Annotated in this window: 21 protein-coding genes and 2 tRNA genes; 12 read left to right on the top strand and 11 right to left on the bottom strand. The window is 68.6% G+C overall.

All coding sequences use genetic code 11. The features are described 5' to 3' along the window. Positions 1 to 96: 96 nt before the first annotated feature. A complete protein-coding gene (locus VJT49_RS05080; RefSeq protein WP_324163530.1) occupies positions 97 to 738 on the top strand; it encodes a hypothetical protein in 642 nt (213 codons plus the stop codon). Between the two features lie 46 nt (positions 739 to 784). Here VJT49_RS05080 and VJT49_RS05075 read toward each other — a convergent pair whose 3' ends face one another. The 5 genes from VJT49_RS05075 to VJT49_RS05055 all read right to left on the bottom strand — a co-directional run bounded on the left by VJT49_RS05075 (position 785) and on the right by VJT49_RS05055 (position 5220). Next, positions 785 to 1558: a glycerophosphodiester phosphodiesterase gene (locus VJT49_RS05075; protein WP_324163510.1), complete on the bottom strand. Its 774-nt coding sequence runs from the start codon at positions 1556 to 1558 to the stop codon at positions 785 to 787. Between the two features lie 37 nt (positions 1559 to 1595). Continuing rightward, positions 1596 to 2315 (bottom strand): phosphocholine cytidylyltransferase family protein, encoded by a 720-nt coding sequence (locus VJT49_RS05070; RefSeq protein ID WP_324163509.1) that lies wholly within the window; start codon positions 2313 to 2315, stop codon positions 1596 to 1598. After that, positions 2312 to 3577, bottom strand: coding sequence for a CDP-glycerol glycerophosphotransferase family protein (locus VJT49_RS05065; RefSeq protein ID WP_324163508.1), 1266 nt, complete (start codon positions 3575 to 3577; stop codon positions 2312 to 2314). Before VJT49_RS05065 ends, VJT49_RS05070 begins: the two co-directional genes overlap by 4 nt. A gap of 187 nt (positions 3578 to 3764) precedes the next feature. After that, a complete protein-coding gene (locus VJT49_RS05060; protein ID WP_324163507.1) occupies positions 3765 to 4151 on the bottom strand; it encodes a globin in 387 nt (128 codons plus the stop codon). Positions 4152 to 4233: 82 nt separating this feature from the next. After that, positions 4234 to 5220: a mechanosensitive ion channel family protein gene (locus tag VJT49_RS05055; protein ID WP_324163506.1), complete on the bottom strand. Its 987-nt coding sequence runs from the start codon at positions 5218 to 5220 to the stop codon at positions 4234 to 4236. Between the two features lie 423 nt (positions 5221 to 5643). On the opposite strand from VJT49_RS05055, the gene VJT49_RS05050 reads away from it, so the two are divergent. The 3 genes from VJT49_RS05050 (at position 5644) to VJT49_RS05040 (ending at position 7407) form a co-directional block, all read left to right on the top strand. Next, on the top strand, positions 5644 to 6072 hold the full coding sequence (locus VJT49_RS05050) for an HNH endonuclease (protein WP_324163505.1): 429 nt from the start codon (positions 5644 to 5646) through the stop codon (positions 6070 to 6072). Between the two features lie 620 nt (positions 6073 to 6692). Then, positions 6693 to 6935 carry a hypothetical protein gene (locus VJT49_RS05045; RefSeq protein WP_324163504.1) on the top strand — a complete coding sequence of 81 codons (243 nt, stop codon included), beginning with the start codon at positions 6693 to 6695 and terminating at the stop codon, positions 6933 to 6935. Next, entirely contained in the window at positions 6922 to 7407 is a 486-nt protein-coding gene (locus tag VJT49_RS05040; protein ID WP_324163503.1) for a DUF5130 family protein, read from the top strand. Before VJT49_RS05045 ends, VJT49_RS05040 begins: the two co-directional genes overlap by 14 nt. Before the next feature lie 54 nt (positions 7408 to 7461). Here VJT49_RS05040 and pepN read toward each other — a convergent pair whose 3' ends face one another. Continuing rightward, positions 7462 to 10026, bottom strand: coding sequence for an aminopeptidase N (pepN, locus tag VJT49_RS05035; RefSeq protein ID WP_324163502.1), 2565 nt, complete (start codon positions 10024 to 10026; stop codon positions 7462 to 7464). A gap of 169 nt (positions 10027 to 10195) precedes the next feature. Between pepN and VJT49_RS05030 the strand changes: the two genes are divergently transcribed. Beyond that, positions 10196 to 10798, top strand: a complete 603-nt coding sequence (locus VJT49_RS05030; RefSeq protein ID WP_324163501.1) for a DsbA family protein — start codon at positions 10196 to 10198, stop codon at positions 10796 to 10798. Here the strand turns inward: VJT49_RS05030 and VJT49_RS05025 are convergent. Next, complete coding sequence (locus VJT49_RS05025) at positions 10785 to 11591, bottom strand: MBL fold metallo-hydrolase (protein WP_324163500.1); 807 nt, start codon at positions 11589 to 11591, stop codon at positions 10785 to 10787. The two genes, VJT49_RS05030 and VJT49_RS05025, sit on opposite strands and share 14 nt — an antisense overlap. Positions 11592 to 11712: 121 nt before the next feature. Beyond that, entirely contained in the window at positions 11713 to 11937 is a 225-nt protein-coding gene (locus VJT49_RS05020; protein WP_324163499.1) for a hypothetical protein, read from the bottom strand. Positions 11938 to 12172: 235 nt separating this feature from the next. Between VJT49_RS05020 and VJT49_RS05015 the strand changes: the two genes are divergently transcribed. Both VJT49_RS05015 and VJT49_RS05010 read left to right on the top strand, forming a co-directional pair. Then, on the top strand, positions 12173 to 12646 hold the full coding sequence (locus VJT49_RS05015) for a ribose-5-phosphate isomerase (protein ID WP_324163498.1): 474 nt from the start codon (positions 12173 to 12175) through the stop codon (positions 12644 to 12646). Further along, positions 12646 to 13455 carry an Fpg/Nei family DNA glycosylase gene (locus VJT49_RS05010; protein ID WP_324163497.1) on the top strand — a complete coding sequence of 270 codons (810 nt, stop codon included), beginning with the start codon at positions 12646 to 12648 and terminating at the stop codon, positions 13453 to 13455. Before VJT49_RS05015 ends, VJT49_RS05010 begins: the two co-directional genes overlap by 1 nt. Before the next feature lies 1 nt (position 13456). Here the strand turns inward: VJT49_RS05010 and VJT49_RS05005 are convergent, their stop codons facing one another. Then, entirely contained in the window at positions 13457 to 14263 is an 807-nt protein-coding gene (locus VJT49_RS05005) for a hypothetical protein (RefSeq protein ID WP_324163496.1), read from the bottom strand. 408 nt (positions 14264 to 14671) lie between these two features. Between VJT49_RS05005 and VJT49_RS05000 the strand changes: the two genes are divergently transcribed. The 5 genes from VJT49_RS05000 to VJT49_RS04980 all read left to right on the top strand — a co-directional run bounded on the left by VJT49_RS05000 (position 14672) and on the right by VJT49_RS04980 (position 16590). Then, positions 14672 to 15544 carry a TIGR03619 family F420-dependent LLM class oxidoreductase gene (locus VJT49_RS05000; RefSeq protein WP_324163495.1) on the top strand — a complete coding sequence of 291 codons (873 nt, stop codon included), beginning with the start codon at positions 14672 to 14674 and terminating at the stop codon, positions 15542 to 15544. Beyond that, complete coding sequence (locus VJT49_RS04995; RefSeq protein WP_324163494.1) at positions 15541 to 15984, top strand: nuclear transport factor 2 family protein; 444 nt, start codon at positions 15541 to 15543, stop codon at positions 15982 to 15984. Before VJT49_RS05000 ends, VJT49_RS04995 begins: the two co-directional genes overlap by 4 nt. Before the next feature lie 84 nt (positions 15985 to 16068). Further along, positions 16069 to 16305, top strand: coding sequence for a hypothetical protein (locus VJT49_RS04990; protein WP_324163493.1), 237 nt, complete (start codon positions 16069 to 16071; stop codon positions 16303 to 16305). 100 nt (positions 16306 to 16405) lie between these two features. After that, positions 16406 to 16476, top strand: a tRNA-Gly gene (locus VJT49_RS04985). Between the two features lie 40 nt (positions 16477 to 16516). Further along, positions 16517 to 16590, top strand: a tRNA-Pro gene (locus tag VJT49_RS04980). Positions 16591 to 16679: 89 nt separating this feature from the next. On the opposite strand, the gene VJT49_RS04975 is transcribed toward VJT49_RS04980, so the two are convergent. Beyond that, the gene (locus tag VJT49_RS04975) at positions 16680 to 18155 is read right to left on the bottom strand and encodes a site-specific integrase (RefSeq protein ID WP_324163492.1); all 1476 of its coding nucleotides are present in this window, start codon (positions 18153 to 18155) and stop codon (positions 16680 to 16682) included. Between the two features lie 16 nt (positions 18156 to 18171). After that, positions 18172 to 18378, bottom strand: coding sequence for a helix-turn-helix domain-containing protein (locus VJT49_RS04970; RefSeq protein WP_324163491.1), 207 nt, complete (start codon positions 18376 to 18378; stop codon positions 18172 to 18174). Positions 18379 to 19141 lie beyond the last annotated feature (763 nt).

The following is a 19141-nucleotide window of genomic DNA, read 5'->3' as shown; positions in this document are numbered from 1 at the left end:
GGGCAGGGCTCCCATCCGGCGAAACGGGAGATAGGCACCCGGGAGAGCCCTGGTCACGAGACCGCTTGGGCGCGTCCTCGAACAAGCGCTGAGGGGCTGCGAACCACTGAGCTGCGGATCCCCGATCCGGCCGATCGGGACACCCTGAGCGCCTTCGTGGCCAGGGCCGTCCGGCTCGACGCGCAGGCCGTGGTGCGGCTGCGCAACCGCGGGAGCGGGGTCGTGGAGGCCTGGGTCGCCACCCCGTTCGAGGTGCTGGCGACCCGCGCGGTCCACGGCGAGATCGCGCCGGGCGATGTGACCGTCTCCGGCAACGAGTTGCTGGCCGCGCTGGTGATCACCCCCGGGGAGCGCATGGACCCCGGTCCGCCGCGCGATCTGATGTGGCATGCCGAGTTGCCGGGCGGTGCGGACTGGTGTCATGTCGATAGGTTGCCCGCCAAGGTGATCACCGAGCTCACGGACAAGGGCGTGACGCTCGCACGGCAGAACCTGGGCCCCCACGGCACGCCGCCGGCGTCGCTGATGGACCAGACCGTGCTCACGGTCAGCGAGGGCGGTCTGGCGGTGAAGGTGCCGATGCGCTGCCTGTTCGCCTTGTCCGGTATGGGTTTCGTCGACCAGTCGATCCCGGACGACGTGGTCCGCGTGACGGCGACCACTTCGTGGATGCGGCTCGACGCCCGGTACGGCGCCGTACTCCGCCGCCGCCACGCACTCCTGCCCCTGTTGTTCTGAACCACCCGGCCCGATGTGCCGCCCTGGGGCGGCACATCGGAAACCCTCAAGCGGCGACGGGGGTGAGTTCGGCGACGACGTCGGGGACGTTGTTGACGCAGAGCGCGTCCACGCCGGCGTCCAGGAGGCGCTGGGCGAACTTGACCGTCGGGCACCAGGCGAGGAACTCGCGCCCGCTGGCGTGCACCAGGTCGACCACGTACCGTAGTGGCCGTTGCAGTTCCTTCGGCTCGACGTCGTTGGGGCGCAACGAACCCCAGTGCGGTGCGAGCACCTGGACGTCGAGGTGGCCCGCCGCCGCGACGGCATGGCCGATCGGGAAGTCGACCCAGGTCAGCAGGCCCCGCGGCACACCGGGGGCCAGCTGGCGCGCGATGTCCAGCGCGCCCGGGTCGAACGACGTGATCAGCAGGTCACGCTGGGTGGATTCGCGGACCGCGATGGCGGCGAGCCGGCCCATCGTGGTTTCGGCCCGGCCACGGGTGGCGTCCTCCATCGCGGTCTTGACATCGAAGTCGACCCCCACTTCCGGGGGAAGCGCTTCCAGCAGGGCCTCGAGCTGTAGCGCTCCCTTGGCGACCGCTTCCCGCAAAGTGATATCGGCGTAGAACACCCCGTCGACGTCGGCCGGATTGTGCACCACGACCAGTTGATCGTCCGACGTGCGGCGGACATCGACCTCGACCCAGTCCACGCCCGCGCCGACCGCGGCGAGGAAGGAGGAGAGGGTGTTCTCCTGATGACCGTGGACAGTTCCCCGGCCGCAGCCCCGGTGTCCGACGATCACCGGCCCGCGACCGAAAACTCTGTTGCCGTCCATAACGCGCCGAAACGCCGCTGCGCGGCGCCCGGCGGGCTCACGCGGCGGACGTGACGGTCCTGCTCACCTCCACGTTGGCACGCTCGAGGTCGTCGGCGAAGTCCACCTCCACCACGAAGTAGGAGGAGATGTCCAGCGCCAGCACCCGCGTTCCGTCCAGTTCGATCGCGGTCTCTATGCCGCGTTCGAAATAGTCGGTCTCGCCGCAGGCCTCGAGGTGCTTCACCAGTGTCGGCTTGTCGGCCGACGATATGTAGTTGATCCCGACGGCCTCGCCGAGACCGCCGACCACCGATTTTGACAGCTGGTGAACGTAGCCGTCGACGTCTGCGGTGTATTTCACCTCTTCCTCGCCGACGGCGGCGGTGTTGACGCACACGAACGACCGGTCCTCTTCGATGACCGGTGCGATCTCGGTGAGTAGCTCCGGGTCGAACACAACGTCACCGTTCAACCACAGTACTCCGCCCGAGCACGATCCACGCAGCGCCTTGACCAGGCTTTTGCTGGTATTCGTCTGCTCGTAACGCTCGTTGAACGCGAACCTCACCTCCGGGACAGCGGCCATGATCTGCTCCGGCCGGAACCCGACCACGACGGTGACGCGGAGGAAGTTCCCGAACACCGACGCGAGATTGTCGAGCTGTTGCCGCAGGATGCTGCGCCCGTCCGCGAGCGGGGTCAGCGGCTTGGGCAGGGGGCGGCCCAGCCGCGTGCCCAGACCGGCCGCCAAGATCACGACCTGCAGTTCCTTCATACCGACCTCCCGGTTTGTTCGTTGTGCAGGACCGTGGCGCTCGCCTCCAGCCGGGCCAGCTGGAGATCGCGGGTGGCGACCGCGTCATCGATGGCGGTGAGGAACCGCTCGGTGCTCTCGCCGGGCGCGAGCTCGCCGAAGTAGAACTTGCGCATGGTGTCCCGCTCGGCGCGGTACGCGTCCGCGACCAGCCGGTGGGTCAGCGTCGTGGTGAGGTCGGCGATGGTGGTGGAATCGACGACGTCGGCGCACCGGCTGATCGGCGCGTCGGCGGCGAGCCGGTACCGGTCGTCGTGCCGGTCGGCGATCAGGATCGGCGCCTCGCCCCGCAGGTACAGGAAGTCGAGCCCGACCGAGGACACGTCGGTGATCATCAGGTCGCACCGGGGGAAGACCGCGAGGATGTCGCCGGCGGGGAGGTAGCGGTGCCCGGCCGCGGGATCGCGCCGCGCGGCGGTTTCGAGCAGGCCGACGATCCGCTGGTGCGCCGACGACATGGTCGGCAGCGGGCTGATCGCGGCTCGCGGATGCGGTTTGTAGATCACCCGGACACCCGGCACGGCGAGCGCGGCGGCCATGATCTCCGGGCCGAACACGTCCACCGAGGTGTAGTTGTTCGAGGAGTTTTCGCCCTCCCAGGTGGGTGCGTAGAGGATCGTGTGGCGCGTGCTGGCGGCGATGAGCGGCTCGGGGGACAGGTCCAGCTGCGGGCGCCCGACCGGCACCAGCTTGGCGTCGTCGAACCCGATCAGCGCGGCGTGGTGCCTGCGGATGGCGGCCTCCCCGGCGACGAACACCCGGTCGTAGGCCTTGACCTGGTTGGAGACCATGCAGACCTTGTCGCTCTCGCCGTGGTTGACGTGCACGTGCAGCATCCGGCGCTGCCGCAGCGAGTGGAAGTTGTGCACCGAGTTGTTCACGTAGACGGCGACCCTGAAGTCGCTGCTTTCGTACAGGTTGGCCAGGTCGGGGAAGGCCGGCGCGAGCACCCGCCGCAGCCCGCTGATCTCGCCGAGTTCCGCGTAGGTCTTCGGATGCCGGGTGATGATCACCAGCGGATGGCCGGCGTCGAGCCGTTCGAGCACCGGGAGCCACTGCTCGAGCTGATAGAGCTTGCGCGGATCGTCGGCGAAGTACACGGCGATCTCGCCGGGAACACCCTCGCCCGGGACGTATCCGGCGGGGCGCGGGCCACCGGGCGTGTCGAGGAACCGGTGGGGATCCGTTCGTTTCCTGGCGTGGCGGTTGGTCAACAAGCCCACGCGGCGGCTCCAGTGCGGGTCAGGGGTCGGACATGAGGGGGCGGGGAAGTCCCGGCCACCTCATCTTCACGCTTGGGACACCTCCGCTACAAGACCCCGATACGAGTCGGAAACCCAGCATTTACCCAATTAATCGCAGGTATCGCCGGCGCCGCACGCTATGTCCTAAAAGGACGGAAATCGAGCCTCAGACGAAGCTGTTCATCATGCTCTGGGCGGCGTACTCCAGATAGCTCCACAGTTGCCGCGCCAGAGGCTCGGGCAGTCCGGCTTCGTCGACGGCGACCCGCATCGCGCGCAGCCACGCGTCCCGTTCGATCGGACCGATCTTGAACGAGGCGTGGCGCATGCGCAGCCGCGGATGGCCGCGGCGCTCCAGGTAGGTGCGCGGCCCGCCCCAGTACTGCATCAGAAACAGCCGCAGCCGTTCCTCGGCGGGTCCGAGGTCCTCCTCGGGATAGAGCGGGCGCAGGACCTCGTCCTGGGCGACTTCCGCGTAGAACCGCGAAACGATCTTGCGGAAGGTCGGCTCGCCACCGACCGCCTCGTAGAAATTCGGTTCCGGCGCGCTCATTTCTCCTCCGCGAGTTTGCGCAACGCGCGCTCGCTGGTCGTTTTGACTGCCGCGGCCCGGCTGTGGGCTTGGTTTCTCCTGCTTATTGTGCGCCCGTCCCCGCCGGCCCGAGCAGGCGGCCGATCGGCGGTTCGAACCCGGCTTCCTCGAGTTTCGCGAGCACGGCCGCGCGCAGGGCGCGTTGCACGGTCCACTGCTTGCCCGGCCGCACCTTCGCGGTCAGCCGGATCGTGATGCCCTCCGGGGTCACGCTTTCCACGCCCAGCGCCTGGGGTGGCTCCAGAACGTTACTGGACAGGGGTTCCTCGGCCACTGCGGCGGTGGCGGCCTCGGTGAGCACCTCCACCGCGCGGTCCACCTCGGCGGTGTAGCTCAGCGGCACGTCCACCACGGCGACCGCGAAGCCCTGGCTCGAGTTGCCGACCCGCAGCACCTCGCCGTTCCGCACGTACCAGACCGTGCCCTTGATGTCCCGCAGCGTGGTGATACGCAGGCCGACCGATTCGACCACCCCGCTCGCCTCGCCGGTGTCGATCACGTCGCCGACGCCGTACTGGTCCTCCAGCATCATGAACATTCCGGACAGGAAGTCCTTGACCAGGTTCTGGGCGCCGAAACCGAGCGCGACGCCGACGATCCCGGCCGAGGCGATGATCGGCCCCAGGTTGATCCCCAACTCGCCGAGGACCTGGATGAACGCCAGCCCGAGGACCACGAACGAGGTGACGGACTTCAGCACCGAACCGATCGTCTTGGCCCGCTGGGCGCGACGCTCGGTCAGCGACGGACCCAGCAGGCTCGGCGCGCGCTCGCGCAGCGGTCTCAGCAGCGCGGGAAGCTTGCGGTTGCCGTTGTTGCGGGGGAGGGTCGTCAGCCGGTCGATCAGTTTCCGGACCAGCCATCGGATGAAGATCGCGACCACCAGGACCAGCGTGATCTTCAACGGCTTGGCCACGAGCCATCCGGCGGAGGCCGCCAGCCACTCGTTGTGAGTAATCTGGTACACCTCGTAACACCAGGTGCCCTGCTCGCTGACACACTGGGGGGTCTGGCTAAGCAGCGGGTTCACGGCGGCTTGCGGCCCCTTTCTCGGCATTGTGCCCGTCGTCACACGAACGACGGGCGGATTTCACAGGACACGTCTTCTAACACAGGTGCATTTCGGGTGCGATCTGTGGTCGACTATGGCTGCACCCGTGGAGGTGGTCGAGTGCCAGACCGACAACCGATCCCCCTCGGCGCTGCCGATTACGGTGGGCAGGCGCCGGAGGGAGTCCTGTGTGCCTATCCGGGTGGAGGTGCCCAGAGCGGGCCTCAGCCCAGTGGGCCACCCACGCGAGGCGGCCGACCCGGCCGACCGCACGGTCAGCGTAGAGGGCGGGATCCGGCGGCAGGCACCACCCCCTCCTGGGGTCGCAGCCGAGTTCTCCTGCTCAACGCCACCTACGAGCCGCTGACGGCGCTTCCGCTGCGGCGGGCTGTGGTGCTCGTCATGTGCGGCAAGGCGGAGGTCGTGCACGGCGATCCGGCGGGGCTCACGCTGCACGCGGCGACGCTCTCGCTGCCGGTGCCCTCGGTGATCCGGTTGTCGACCTACGTCCGGGTGCCCTATCGGGCCCAGGTGCCGCTCACCCGGGCGGGCCTGATGCACCGGGACCGGTACCGCTGTGCCTACTGCGGTGGCCGGGCGGAGACGATAGACCATGTGGTCCCCCGCAGCCGCGGGGGTGCGCACAGCTGGCAGAACTGCGTCGCCTGCTGCGCCAGGTGCAACCACCGCAAGGCCGACCGGTTGCTGTCCGAGCTGGGCTGGCATCTGCGGGTGGTGCCGACGGCGCCGCACGGACCGCACTGGCGGCTGCTCGTGCACTCCGGGGACGCGGACCCGTTGTGGCGGCCGTACCTGGGAGTGGCGGCTTAGCTGTCCGAGCACGACGGCGCCCCGGCAACCTGCCTGCCGGGGCGAGCCGACGTTGTGCGTCCGGTCGTTCAGGCGGCGGTGACGCGCGTCCCGCAGGTGACGCGGGTGCCGCGGGTGACCCTGGTGCCCCGCGTCACGCGGGTGCCCGCGGTGCCGTGGGTGCCGCGGGTGACTCGCGTACCTAGCGTGACCCGGGTACCCGCCGTGACCCTCGTCCCTCGCGTCACCCGGGTGCCGCGGGTGACCCTGGTGCCCGCGGTGACCCGAGTACTCCGGGTGACGCGGGTCCCCCGGCCCTCGAAAGTGTTGATCAGTGACAGAACGTGGCCATCATTGGTCTGAGTGGGGGTAGCGGCGAGGTACATGATCTTCCCTTCAGGGACCTGTGCGTTACTTAGTTGGTTCGTGGCGCGGGGCGCAAGGCCCGTACAGGTGAAAAAGTACGAGGATCTTAACCCCTGAACAAGACGGCCACGGCGGTTGAGTCCGGCCGTACGTTGACTTGCAACCTTTCGCGTGGTCCTGTTTCGGCCCATCGAGTGAACGAAGACGTGGCACACGGCCGAGGCGGGTCCGATGCGACGAAGGGTTCGCAAATGTCACGGGCTAGTCTTGGGCCCGTGAGCATCGTCGAGACGATCCTGGTCTTCGCGCTGATCCCCGCGGCCATCTACGGTGTGGTCGCGCTGGTCACCTTGCGCTCGAAGTTCGCCGGGACCCCGAGGTACCGTCCGGGACAGGCCTGGGAGTACCCGCCGATGTGGTGGAGCGGGCATCCCGAGGGAATTGGGGCGGCGCAGTCCGAATCCACCTCCGGCGAGCAGGCCGGGACGGCGGTTGGAGGTGCCAGTGGCAACTGGTGAACTCGCCCAGCAGACCGTGACCGAGGAGCCGGAGTTCGGTGTCGGGATTACCTCCACCGGCAGGCGCTCGGTCGCCAAGATGTATGAACCGGCTCCGCCGACCGGCCCGTTCAGCGCCGCCCAGCTCGCCCGGCTCGACGAGGCGCTGACCCTGGCCAGCCGCGAGACCGGCCTCGACTTCAGCGTCTACCTCGGTGAGTTCGAGGGTGGCGACACCCGGGCCGCGGCGGAGAAGCTGCACGCCGCCATCGGCCCCGGCGCGGCCGACGCGGTGCTCATCGCGGTTTCGCCGGGCCAGCGGGTCATCCAGATCGTCACCGGTGCCGAAGCCGCGCAGCGCCTGCCCGACCGCGGCGCCAAGCTCGCGGTGATGAGCATGGTCGCCTCGTTCAAGGAGGGCGACCTCGTCGGTGGGCTGATCTCCGGCCTGCGGATGCTCTCCGACCAGGCGGGCTCGGCCCCCAAGCACTGACCCCCGCGAGGCCACACCCCACAGGACACGGTGGTGTGGCCTCGCGCCGGCGGGTCAGGACTCGTCGAATTCGCGGGCGGCCAGTGCCCGCAGGATGCCGGCCCGGCCCTCGGAGACGAGCCGGCGAAGCGCTGCGGGGCGCTCGTCGGCCAGCCACTCGTCGGCGGCCGCGACGGTGGAGTGCTCCACCGCCCACGCCGGGAACAGCCCGACGATCGTCGGCTGGGCCCGCTCGCTGGACCGCCGCTGCCACACGTCGTCGATCACCGCGAAGTACTCGCCCACGTACTCCCCGAGCAGTTCCTTCTGCCCGGGGTGGGAGAAGCCGCCGATGATGGAGGTGCCGACCGCGTTGGGGAGTTCGTCGTCGTACACGGCCTTCTGCCACGCCTCGGCCTTCGCCTCCGGCGTGGGCCGCAGGGCGCGGGCGTGTTCGGCGTGCCGGCGGCCGGTCGCGGTGTCGTCCCTGGCCAGTTCGTCGTCGATCGCGTCTTCGCCCACCCTGCCGTGTGCCACCAGCGCCTTCAGCAACCGCCACCGCAGGTCGGCGTCGACGGTCAGGCCGGGCAACGGCGCTGAACCGTCGAGCCAGCCGGCGAGCACGTCCAGGGTCTTCCCGTCGAGCACCGAACCGGCCAGCGAGTTGGCGAAGGCGAGCTGGTGGTCCGAGCCCGGCTCGGCCGCGCGGGCCAGCTCCAGCACGCGCGCGGTGAACTCCGGCCAGCCGTGGCTTGCCGCCCACGAAGGCTGGGCGTAGGAGTTCAGCGCGGTCTGCGCCTGCAGCAGCAGCCGCTGCACGACCCCGACCTCGGTCTCCGCGTGGATGCCGTGCGAAACGATCGCCACGAAGTCCCTGGCCTTCAGCTCGGCCTCCCGCGTCATCTCCCAGGCGGCCGACCAGCACAGCGTGCGCGGCAGCGGCTCGGTGATGTCGGCGATCCGGTCCACCAGGGTCGCCAGCGACCCGGCGTCCAGCCGCATCGTGCAGTAGGTCAGGTCGTCGTCGTTGACCAGCACCAGTTTCCCGGCGCGGCTGCCGACCAGCTGGGGCACCTCGGTGTGCTCGCCTGTCACGTCGAGCTCGACCCGTTGGGTGCGAACCAGGTTGCCCGAGTCGTCATCGTCGTAGATGCCCACCGCGATCCGGTGCGTGCGAAGCTCGCCCGCGCCCGGTTTCGCCCCGGTCTGGACCACCGTGAACGACGTGAACCGGCCGTCCGCGCCGGTGGAGAACCGCGGCCGCAGCGAGTTGAGACCGGTGGTTTCCAGCCACTGCGCGCTCCAGCCGGACAGGTCGCGCCCGGACGCCTGCTCGAGCGCGGACAGGAGATCGGCCAGGGTGGCGTTGCCCCAGGCGTGCTTACCGAAGTAGACCCGCAGCCCGGCCAGGAAGTTGTCCAGGCCGACGTAGGAGACCAGCTGCTTGAGCACGCTGGCGCCCTTGGCGTAGGTGATCCCGTCGAAGTTCACCTCGACCGCCTGCAGGTCCACGATGTCCGCGGCGATGGGGTGTGTCGACGGCAGCTGGTCCTGCCGGTACGCCCACGACTTCTCGATGTTGGCGAAACTCGTCCACGCGTGCTCGTACTCGGTGGCCTCGGCCTGCGCGAGCACGCTGGCGAAGGTGGCGAAGGACTCGTTCAGCCAGAGGTCGTCCCACCAGCGCATGGTGACCAGGTCGCCGAACCACATGTGCGCCATTTCGTGCAGAAGCGTCTCCGCGCGGCGCTCGTAGGAATAGCGCGTGACCCGGCTGCGGAACACGTAGTCCTCGAGGAAGGTGACCGCGCCCGCGTTCTCCATCGCACCCGCGTTGAACTCCGGCACGAACAGCTGGTCGTACTTCGTGAAGGGATACGGCGTGGCGAACGCCTCGTGGTAGAAGGCGAAACCCTGCTTCGTCTCCGTGAACAGGCGCTCCGCGTCCATGTGCGCGGCCAGCGAGGCGCGGCAGTAGATGCCGAGCGGGATCACCAGATCGTCCTCCACGTACTGGTCGTGCCACTCCGCGTACGGGCCGGCGACCAGCGCGACGATGTAGGTGGAGATCTTCTCGGACACCGCGAAAACCGTCCTGGTGGCGCCTTCGGCGGTCTTCTCGGTCGATTCGGCCCGCGCGTTCGACACCACCTTCCAGTCGCTGGGGGCGGTGACGGTGAGGCGGAAGGTGGCCTTGAGGTCGGGCTGGTCGAAGCAGGCGAACATGCGCTTGGCGTCCGCGGTTTCGAACTGGGTGTAGAGGTAGACCGCGTCGTCGACCGGGTCCACGAACCGGTGCAGGCCCTCACCGGTGTTCATGTACCGGCAGTCGGCCTCGACGACCAGTTCGTTGACCGCCGCGAGGCCGGGCAGCGCGATGCCGTTGTCCTCCACGTAGGAGGAAACGTCCAGAGCCCGCCCGTTCAGGGTCGCCGAACGCACTCCGGCGGCTACGATATCGATCCAGGAGCTCTCTCCGGGACGCGCGCAGGTGAACCGCACCGTTGTCGTCGAGGCGAACGTCCGCTCTCCCGGCGCGCCGTCGCCGTCGGTGAGGTCGAGGACGATGTCGTAGGAGTCGATGTCCAACAGTTCGGCGCGCTGCTTGGCTTGGTCGCGGGTCAGGTTTGGGGCGGGCACGTGCACCTCTGGGTCGCGCTAGTGGTTCTGGTTCCAACCATCCAATCATGAATGCCCACGGGAACAAGCGTCACGCGTGCGCTGTTGGGCCGGTTTGAGGACCATCACCACAGGACCATCACCACAGGACCATCACCACAGGACTGTCACCACTTACCGGGAGCAACGTATGACCGCGACGCGCGTCGACTTCTACTTCGACCCCATGTGCCCGTTCGCCTGGATCACCTCGCGCTGGATCCTCGAGGTCGAGAAGCACCGCGAGCTGGACCTGAACTTCCGCGTGATGAGCCTGGCGATTCTGAACAGCGGCCGGGACCTGCCCGAGCAGTACCAGGAAATGCTGAAGAAGGCGTGGGGCCCGGTGCGGGTCGCCATCGCCCTCTCGCAGCACAAGGGCGAGGCCGTGACGCGGGACTTCTACACCGAGTTCGGCACGCGTTTCCACAGCCAGGGCAACCAGGACGTCACCCAGGTGCTCAAGGAAGCGGTGCAGGCCGTCGGCGCGCCGGAAGTGATGGACGTGGCGGAGTCGACCGAGTACGACGAGGCCCTGTACACCAGCCACCACGAGGGCATGGACCCGGTCGGGACGGACGTCGGCACGCCCACCATCCACATCAACGGGGTCGCCTTCTTCGGGCCCGTGCTCAGCTCGATCCCGCGTGGCGAGGACGCGCTGAAGGTGTTCGACGGGGCAGTGGCGTTGGCCGGCTATCCCGATTTCTTCGAGCTGAAGCGCACCCGGACGGGCGAGCTCAAGTTCGACTGACGGCGCGAGAAAGAACAGGACGGGTTACCTCGATCGGGTAGGGCGAGTGCCACACCGCCTTCTCGACGGGCATCCGCCCCGCCTGGACGGCCCGGAACAACGCGGAAAGCTGGTGCAACTCGTCGCGCTGTTCCTCGACGAACTCGGCGTTCACGGGCTCGCCGTGCCCGGGCACGACCACACGTGGGTGCAGGGCGAGCAGTTTGTCCAGTGCCCTCGGCCAGGCCACGGGATGGGCGTCGGTGCCGATCGCCGGCGGCGCGCCCGACTCGACCAGGTCACCGGCGAAGACCACGCCCACGTCGGGCACGTGCACGGCGATGTCGTGGTCGGTGTGCGCGAGACCGGGGTGCAGCAGCACGACCTCCCGGCCGCCGAGGTCCACCGCGGCCTTGGCGTCGAACACCTCGTCCGGCAGCACGAGTTCGGCCGCGTCGAGCCGGTCGGCCAGCTCGTGTTCGCCGTCTTCGGTGAACTTGGCCGCCCACCTCGCCCGGTCGTTGTCCGCTTCGGCGGCCATCACCTCCCGGCAGCGCTCGTGCGCCCAGACAGCACCTGGCCGGAACGCGGCCGTGCCGAAGTAGTGATCGAAGTGCGCGTGCGTGATCGCCACGACCCAGGGCAGGTCCGTCACCTCCCGGATCGCCGCCGCGAACTCGGCCCCCTGCACCTCGTCGCCACCGGTGTCGATCACCAGGCACCGCTCGGCGCCCACGACAAGGCCCAGCGTCTGGTCCAGGTGCTCGTACCGTCGCGCGAACACCCCGTGCCCGAGCTCCACCCAGTCGCCCACGGATCACTCCCTCCCCGATGAACTGTCTCTCAACGTAGTGGGTTCCAGGAGCGGGGCGGCCGTGCTGACGTCCGTGGCGGCGGCGAGTGCGATGTCATCGGCGTGTCCGGCGTCGAGGAGTTCACGGCCGGACACCCGGACACACAGCCGGTGAGGGCTTCGGTGACCTCAGTGCCGCGAACGCCGTGGCCGCCAGGGTGGCTTCCGGGGATGCGGAACAGGAGAGCGCGAGCAGGGCCTCGACGATGGCGCCCGCCCCGAGGTGATCTTCGACGCAGGGCCGGAGGCCACTGTCCGTCCCGGCGGCCAGCGCATTCACGCCCCACCGCTCGCCCGCCGGGATCACGCCGACGGCTCCGCCGAGCCGGTACGGCGGCCGTGGTCGCCGCGGTGGCGTTGCGGGGACGGCCCGCCCACCCGTGCACCGGTCCCGGCCGCGGCAACGCGGAGCAGCAGAGAGTGGCACCGTCGCGCGAGGCGAGGTCGGGTCGCCATTCCAGCCTGCCGTCGAAGCCCGATTGAAAGAAGGTCCCCATACCCGAAGCATGGCCGCGTTACGCGGGGATGGCAGACTCCAGGCCGTGCGTGTCTATCTGGGATCCGACCATGCCGGTTTCGAACTGAAGAATCACCTGGCGACCCACCTCAAAGGCGCCGGGCACGACGTGGTCGACATCGGCCCGTTCGTCTACGACCCGGCCGATGACTATCCGGCCTTCTGCGTCGAGACGGCCCGGCGCGTGGTGGCCGACGAGGGCAGCCTCGGCGTGGTCATCGGCGGCTCCGGCAACGGCGAGCAGATCGCGGCGAACAAGGTGCGTGGTGCCCGGGCCGCGCTGGCCTGGAAGCCGGAGATCGCCCAGCTCGCCCGTGAGCACAACCACGCCCAGTTGATCGGCATCGGCGCGCGGATGCACACCGTCGAAGAAGCAGTCGAGATCGTGGACACATTCCTGGCCACCCCGCCGTCCCCCGACGAGCGGCACAAACGCCGGATCGGTCAACTCGCCGAGTACGAGCGCACCGGCACCCCGCCGCCGCTGCCGTCGGCCTGATGCCCGAAGGCCACACGCTCCACCGGCTCGCCCGGCTGCACCAGCGGCGTTACGCGGGCGGGCCGGTGGCGGTGAGCAGCCCGCAGGGCAAGTTCGCCCGCGAAGCGTCCATTCTGGACGGTCAGGTGCTCGTCCGGGCCGAGGCGCACGGCAAGCATCTGTTCCACGACTTCGGCTCCGCCGGGACCGTGCACGTCCATCTCGGCCTCTACGGCACGTTCAGCGAGTCGAAGCTGCCGGCGGTGGTTCCCGTGGGGCAGGTGCGGATGAGGCTGATCGGCAGTACACATTGGACAGACCTGCGTGGCCCGAACCGATGCGAGCTGCTCGCCCCGGATCAGGTGGAGGCGATCAGATCCCGGCTCGGCCCCGACCCGTTGCGCCGCGACGCGCGGCCGGAACGGGCGTGGGAAAGGATTTCCGCGTCACGCGCGCCGCTGGCCACGCTCCTGATGGACCAGGGTGTGCTCGCCGGTGTCGGGAACGTGTACCGCGCGGAAGTGCTGTTCCGGCACGGGATCGCGCCCATGACGCCGGGCAGGTCGCTGGATCCGGTGCAGTGGAAGGAAATCTGGACGGATCTGGGCACGCTCATGCGGGCGGGCGTGCGCACCGGGCGGATCGACACCGTCGCCGACGAGCACCTGCCGGAGGTCACCGGCAGGGCGCCGCGGCAGGACCGCCACGGCGGCGAGGTCTACGTCTACCGTCGTGCCGGCCAGCCGTGCCTGGTGTGTGGCACCACGGTGGCGCACAAGGAACTGGCGGGCCGCAACCTCTACTGGTGTCCGGCCTGCCAGCCCGCCTGAGCTACCAGTCGCCGCCGAAGTCGCCCCCGCCGCCGAAGTCGAAGCCACCCCCGTCAACCCCGCCGCCGTCGAAGCCTCCGCCGCCGTCACCACCACCGTCACCACCGCCGAAGTCACCGGCCGTGTCGGCACCGCCCATGTCGGCCATCGTGTCCGCCTGGCCCGCGTCGAAGCCGGCCTCCCAGGCCTGCGCGCTCGCGATCCCGCTCATGCCGCTGAACATCGCGCTGAACAGGAACATCGACCCCAGGCCCCAGGCGCCGGCGATCAGCGCGGGCTTCCACCACGGCTCGCTGTACCAGCCCTGCGGCACCGGGCGCCCGGCGACCCGGCCGCCGGGGTAGTAGTAGGGCGTGCCGGCGCCCGGGTCCGGCGACGCCTCGTAACTCTGGCCCTCGACGTCGACCTTGCGATGCTCGGTCACCTTGCCCGCACGCTCCCGCTCGGCCTCCTCGGGGAGCTTCGGGCCGGGGTCCATACCCATCGCCGTGCGCGCCGCGCGCACGTAGTACAGCCCTTCAAGCGCGGTCTCCTTGACCAGCTTGGCTTGCTCGGCGGTCTTCGCCTGGCCGAGCTGAGACCCGGCGGCGTTGTACCGCTCGGCGGCGTCCGCGAGCGCCTGCATGGACGCGGTGTCGGTGCCCGTAAGGTTCAGCACCTGGCCGCCGAGGCGCTCCACCAGCCGCCGTGCGTCGGCCTTGGCGTCCTCGAGCTGGCGTTGCCGGGCCGCGGCCTGGTTCTTCGCGAAGTACGCGATGCCGCCGACGACGATGAGCAGGAGCACGATCACGGTGATCGCGGTACCCATGGTTAGCTCCCCACGAGTTTCGGTATTTGAACCGGACAACGTGGACACTATCCCCTGTGTTCCCAGAGCCCCGAGGCCCGCACGGCTACCTCCTCGGCGAAGACGCCGTCGGGCTGGGCCGCGAGCAGTGCCTGCCGCGGTTCGGTCTCGAACCGCGGTAGCTGTGCGTGGTCGAGCCGTTCCAGCGGTGCCGGCGTTCCTCCTCGCTGGAGCCGCAGGCGGGCAAGGGCAGTTCACCGAAGCAGTCGCGGCCGACTTTCCGCAGTGCGGCCGCCCAGGCCGTGTCGTGTGTCCACTCTGGAGTGCCGTTGGCGAGGATGGCGACGCCAACCGCCAGCCTGGTCGCGGCGGCTGGCACCGCCCGTTCCGCTCTCGACGTAAACTAGAACACGTTATAGTCTTGCAAGCATGAAGTTCACCTTGTCGGTCGCGATGAACCCCCTCGACCAGTTCGCCGACCTGGCCAGGACGGCGGAGGAGAACGGGTTCTCGGCGATCGCACTGCCGGATTCCCTCTTCTACTCCGAGACGGTTTCCGCCGAGTATCCCTACACGCCCGACGGAAGCCGGTTCTGGAACGAGGAGACGCCCTGGGCGGACCCGCTGATCGCCGTCGCGTCGATGAGCGCGGTGACCAGCGAGATCTTCTTCTACACCTCGGTGCTCAAGCTCGGCTCGCGCAATCCGGTGCTGCTCGCCCGGCAGGTGGCCTCGGTCGCGGTGCTGTCCGGCGACCGGTTCGGCCTGGGCCTGGGCGTCGGCTGGATGCCCGAGGAGTTCGAGTGGTGCGGCGCGCCGTACACGCAGCGCGGCAAGCGGGTGGACGAGGCGATCGAGGTGCTGCGGCTGATCCTCGGCGGCGGCATGGTTTCCTACCACGGGCGGTTCTTCGACTTCGACAAGCTGCGCATGAGCCCGGCGCCCGCCAAGTGCGTGCCGTTCTACATCGGTGGCCACACCGACGTGGCGCTGCGGCGCGCGGCCCGCGTCGGCGACGGCTGGTCGTCGGCCATGATGAAATTCGCCGACCTGGAGAGCGCCATCGGCCGGCTGAACGAACTTCGCGTGGAATACGGGCGGGCCGGCGAGCCGTTCGAGATCCAGGCCGTGTGCATCGACCGGTTCGGTCCGAGCGGGTACCGCGAGCAGGCCGGGATCGGCGTCACCGACGTGGTTACGCAGCCCTGGGTGTTCGACGGGATTCCCTTCGACGGTCCGATCGGGCCGAAGAAGGACGCCATCAAGAAGTTCGCCGACGAGACAATCGGGGAGTTCCGGTGACCATCGAAGTGTGCTGGGACCCCGGGGCAGCGCAGCCGCCCGCGCGCGTGGCGGCGTGGCGCTCGATGAACGCGACCGTCCAGGGTGCCAAGGAAGAGTGGCCGTCCCTGTTCCGGCCCGACGCCGTGATCGAGGACCCGGTCGGACCCTCGATGTTCGACCAGGAGGGCAGGGGACACCACGGCCACGACGGGATTTCGGCGTTCTGGGATCTCGCGATCGCCAGGGTGGAGCGGTTCCAGTTCGTCATGCGGGACTCGCACGCGGCGGGCAACGAGGTCGCCAACGTCGGCACCGTCACGACCTTCCTGCGCGGCTACCGCGTGGACACCGACGGCGTGTTCGTCTACCGGGTCGACGACGAGGGCAAGATCATGTCCATACGTGCCTTCTGGGAGGTCGAACGCGCCATGGCCACGGCGCGGCGTGCCGGCGGGTAAACATTGCGCACACGAACGTAAGCGAGTTGTTACCTCTTGTGTGTCCCGGTGCGCGGAGGGTCGCGGGGGACGACCATGCCGCGCATGTATGGCAGATTCCCCGCACCCCACCGATCAGACCTCGTTTCCCTGCGCTCGTACTGGGGATGGCTGCCCGACAGCGACGCCGCCGCGACCCACTGGGTGCCGGCGGGCCGTGACTACCACCCCGGCACCGGGCTGCGAGCCTCCTGCGGCCACCGGTGCATCCCGTCGGAGAGCACACATCCCTGGCGCAAGCTCCCACGCTGCGCCGAATGCCGCGCGACCCTCGCGCCCTGACCGGGCTGAGATCGCGCGCCGCGCCGGACGAGTGGGGTGGTGTGATCACCGCGGCGGGGACCGGTACAATGAGACCGCGCCCGGGACTTCCCGGGCGTACGCGGGCGTAGCTCAATGGTAGAGCCCCAGTCTTCCAAACTGGCTACGCGGGTTCGATTCCCGTCGCCCGCTCGTAGGGAGATCCTCTGCTGACGGAGGGTGCTCAGGCGCACGGGATGTGGCGCAGCTTGGTAGCGCATCCGCTTTGGGAGCGGAGGGTCGCAGGTTCAAATCCTGTCATCCCGACCGACAACAGGTCTCTGACCTGCGAGAACCGGGGCACGGCCGATCGAGTGGCCGTGCCTCGGTCTCAGTTTGGGGCTCATATGCGCCGCTCAGACGGCCTCTGGAAGCCCCGCCGTGCCGTCGTCGCCCTGGTCGTCGTCCGCCGCGTTTTCGCCCTCGTTGAGCACGTCGGCAAGCAGCGCGAGCAGGGCCTTCCGCTGCTTGTCGGTGAGCCCCTTCGTGGACTTGCCCGAGGTCTCCTTTCCAGCGGCGGCCCATAGAAGCCCCTCGACTTGGCCAGCGATGCCGAGAATGACTTCATCCGGGACGTGCACGTAGCGCTTCGCCACCGACGCTTCGCCCCAGCCCATCACCTCCATGATCGCCGGTAGTGGCACCTTGAGCACGAGTAGCATGGTCGCCGCCGTGTGCCGGGCGTCGTGCAGCCGAGCGTCCCGAACGTTCGCCTCCCCGAGCAAGCTCTTCCAGTCGTCGTGATCGGCGCGTGGATCGATCGGCCGGCCGGTTGGCTGAGCGAATACCCAGCCGCCCTCATGCCATTCCGTACCAGCGTGCTCGCGTTCGGCATCCTGCGCTTTCTTGTGCTCTCGCAGCGCGTCGAGCAACGGTTTAGGAATGCCGACCGTTCGCTTTCCGGCCCGGGATTTGACCTCGACCTCCCGAAGTCCGCCGCCGTGGCGTTTTGGGCAAGCCGCCGCGTGACCGGTGCAATTCGGCGGACACACCGGAGGACACGGCTTCTTGTGCCGCGTACACGTCGGCTTGCACGGCCTCGTTTTGTGAAGCGCCTTCCCGCATTCGTGCGGGTCGTCGCAACCGTGCTTCCACTTATGCCGCTGGAGTTGTCGAGGTGTGTGCAGAACACCCGCGTCCAGATCGACGCGTGACCATTTCAAGCCAAGAGCTTCACCTTTCCGCAGTCCGAGCGAGAGCGCCACTGCGAACCGCACGCCATTCCGACGCTTGGCGGCAGCGGCGAGAATCCGCTGTGCCTCTTCGACGGTGAACGGGACAATCTCGTCCTCATCGATTCGCGGGGCCTTCGCGAGCTTGGCCACGTTCTTGGTGACGTGGCCACGCGCCATTGCCACGAAAAGCGCGGTCTTGATCGTGCGGTGTACCTGGTGCGCGGTACCTGGCTTACCACCTTCCGCCATAATTCGCGCGTAGAGCTTTTCGAGGTGATCCGGTTCTAGTCGGTCGATTCGGTGCGCTCCGATTCCCGGAATCAGATGCTTGTAGACGGCCGTCCGATACCCGGCGAGTGTTGTGTCACGAACGGATGGAGCGGCCACGTTCTCCACCCAATGCCTGAGCCACTTTTCAACGGTCCACGGCCGACCAGGCTTACGAACCTGCCCGCTTTCCCGCTCGCGTTCAAGCTTCCGCACGGCGTCGATAACATCGGATTCCTTTTTCCGCTTGACGTGGCGCCGGTCGGGTTTCCCGTCGTCGCGGACTCCCATTGTCACGCGACCGTGCCACAACTTGTCATATTCGCTGTAGTAGATGCTCGACGCGCCATTCGGTGCGCGTTTGCCTTCGGCTCGTTTCTTGCGCGGCATTCGTCACGTCCCCCTTTCAGGCGGCTTGCTGGTCGGTAGCGAGTTGCTGGACGTAGGCCGCGAGCGCGGCAGCGGGTACGCGGCGAAGGTGGCCGACGCGGACGCTTGCAATGCGCCCGGCCTTGATGAGCGCGTACATGGTGGTGCGGCCGATGCTGAGCGCTTGCGCGGCTGCTTCGACGGTCAGCAGGACGCGGCCCTGGTTGGTGTGCGCGGTGTCCATCTGGGGTGTCTCCCGGTGGTCGTGCTGGTCAGCGGGCGCGGTGATGGCATGGCGTGCTCCTTCCTGGTCGCGGCTACTGTCCGTATCCGCGTTTTGGGCATGTTCGGCCCTAGCGAGCACCCGGCGGGGGTGTCGCGGACCTGGGTTTTCGGGGGTTGGCGCGGTGTTTGCGCAGGTGGACGCTAGGCGCTAGATCGCTGGCCAGCCCGGTTGCGAGACGCTAGCGGGGACGCTAGATCTAGCATCGAGGCACGCTAGGCGGGCGCCGAACGCTAGCGTTCGCTTTGTTCACGCTCCGTGTCGCGCGAGGGGTTCTAGGGGTTGCCGCCGCCGGGGCGTGCGGGCCTTGTGCAGCGGGTTGGGCATGGTCCTCCCGAGGTGGGTCTAGGGGTCTAGGTGCCTGGTCAGGTGACCGATGCGGGTCTAGGGGCGGGGTCTAGGTCTAGAGGCAGCCGGGTCTAGACCTAGGGCCGTGGGGTGGCGCAGCTGCGCGGGTTAGTTAGCTCGCGGCCTGTGGCGCGACGCCGGGTTTTTGGAGGCTCGCGGGCGCCGATCTAACCCACCTGACCCACCTAACTTGTCTAACTTTGCGCAGGTCAGGAACCAGATGGGGGCGGCTAACCCGTGGGTTAGAAATCTAACCCGCTCCCGGCGACCTAACTCGCGATCTAACCCGGCCTCGGCGGCCCGCGACCGGGCACGGAAGGTGACGAGACTCCCGCGCGGCCGGGAAGGGAGGGAATCGACAGGACGCCCGGAACAA

It is taken from the genome of Amycolatopsis sp. (assembly GCF_035276945.1).
Classification (GTDB): Bacteria; Actinomycetota; Actinomycetes; order Mycobacteriales; family Pseudonocardiaceae; genus Amycolatopsis_E.
The sequence above is the reverse complement of the archived record's forward strand: the minus strand, read 5'-3'. Positions and strand labels throughout refer to the sequence as shown.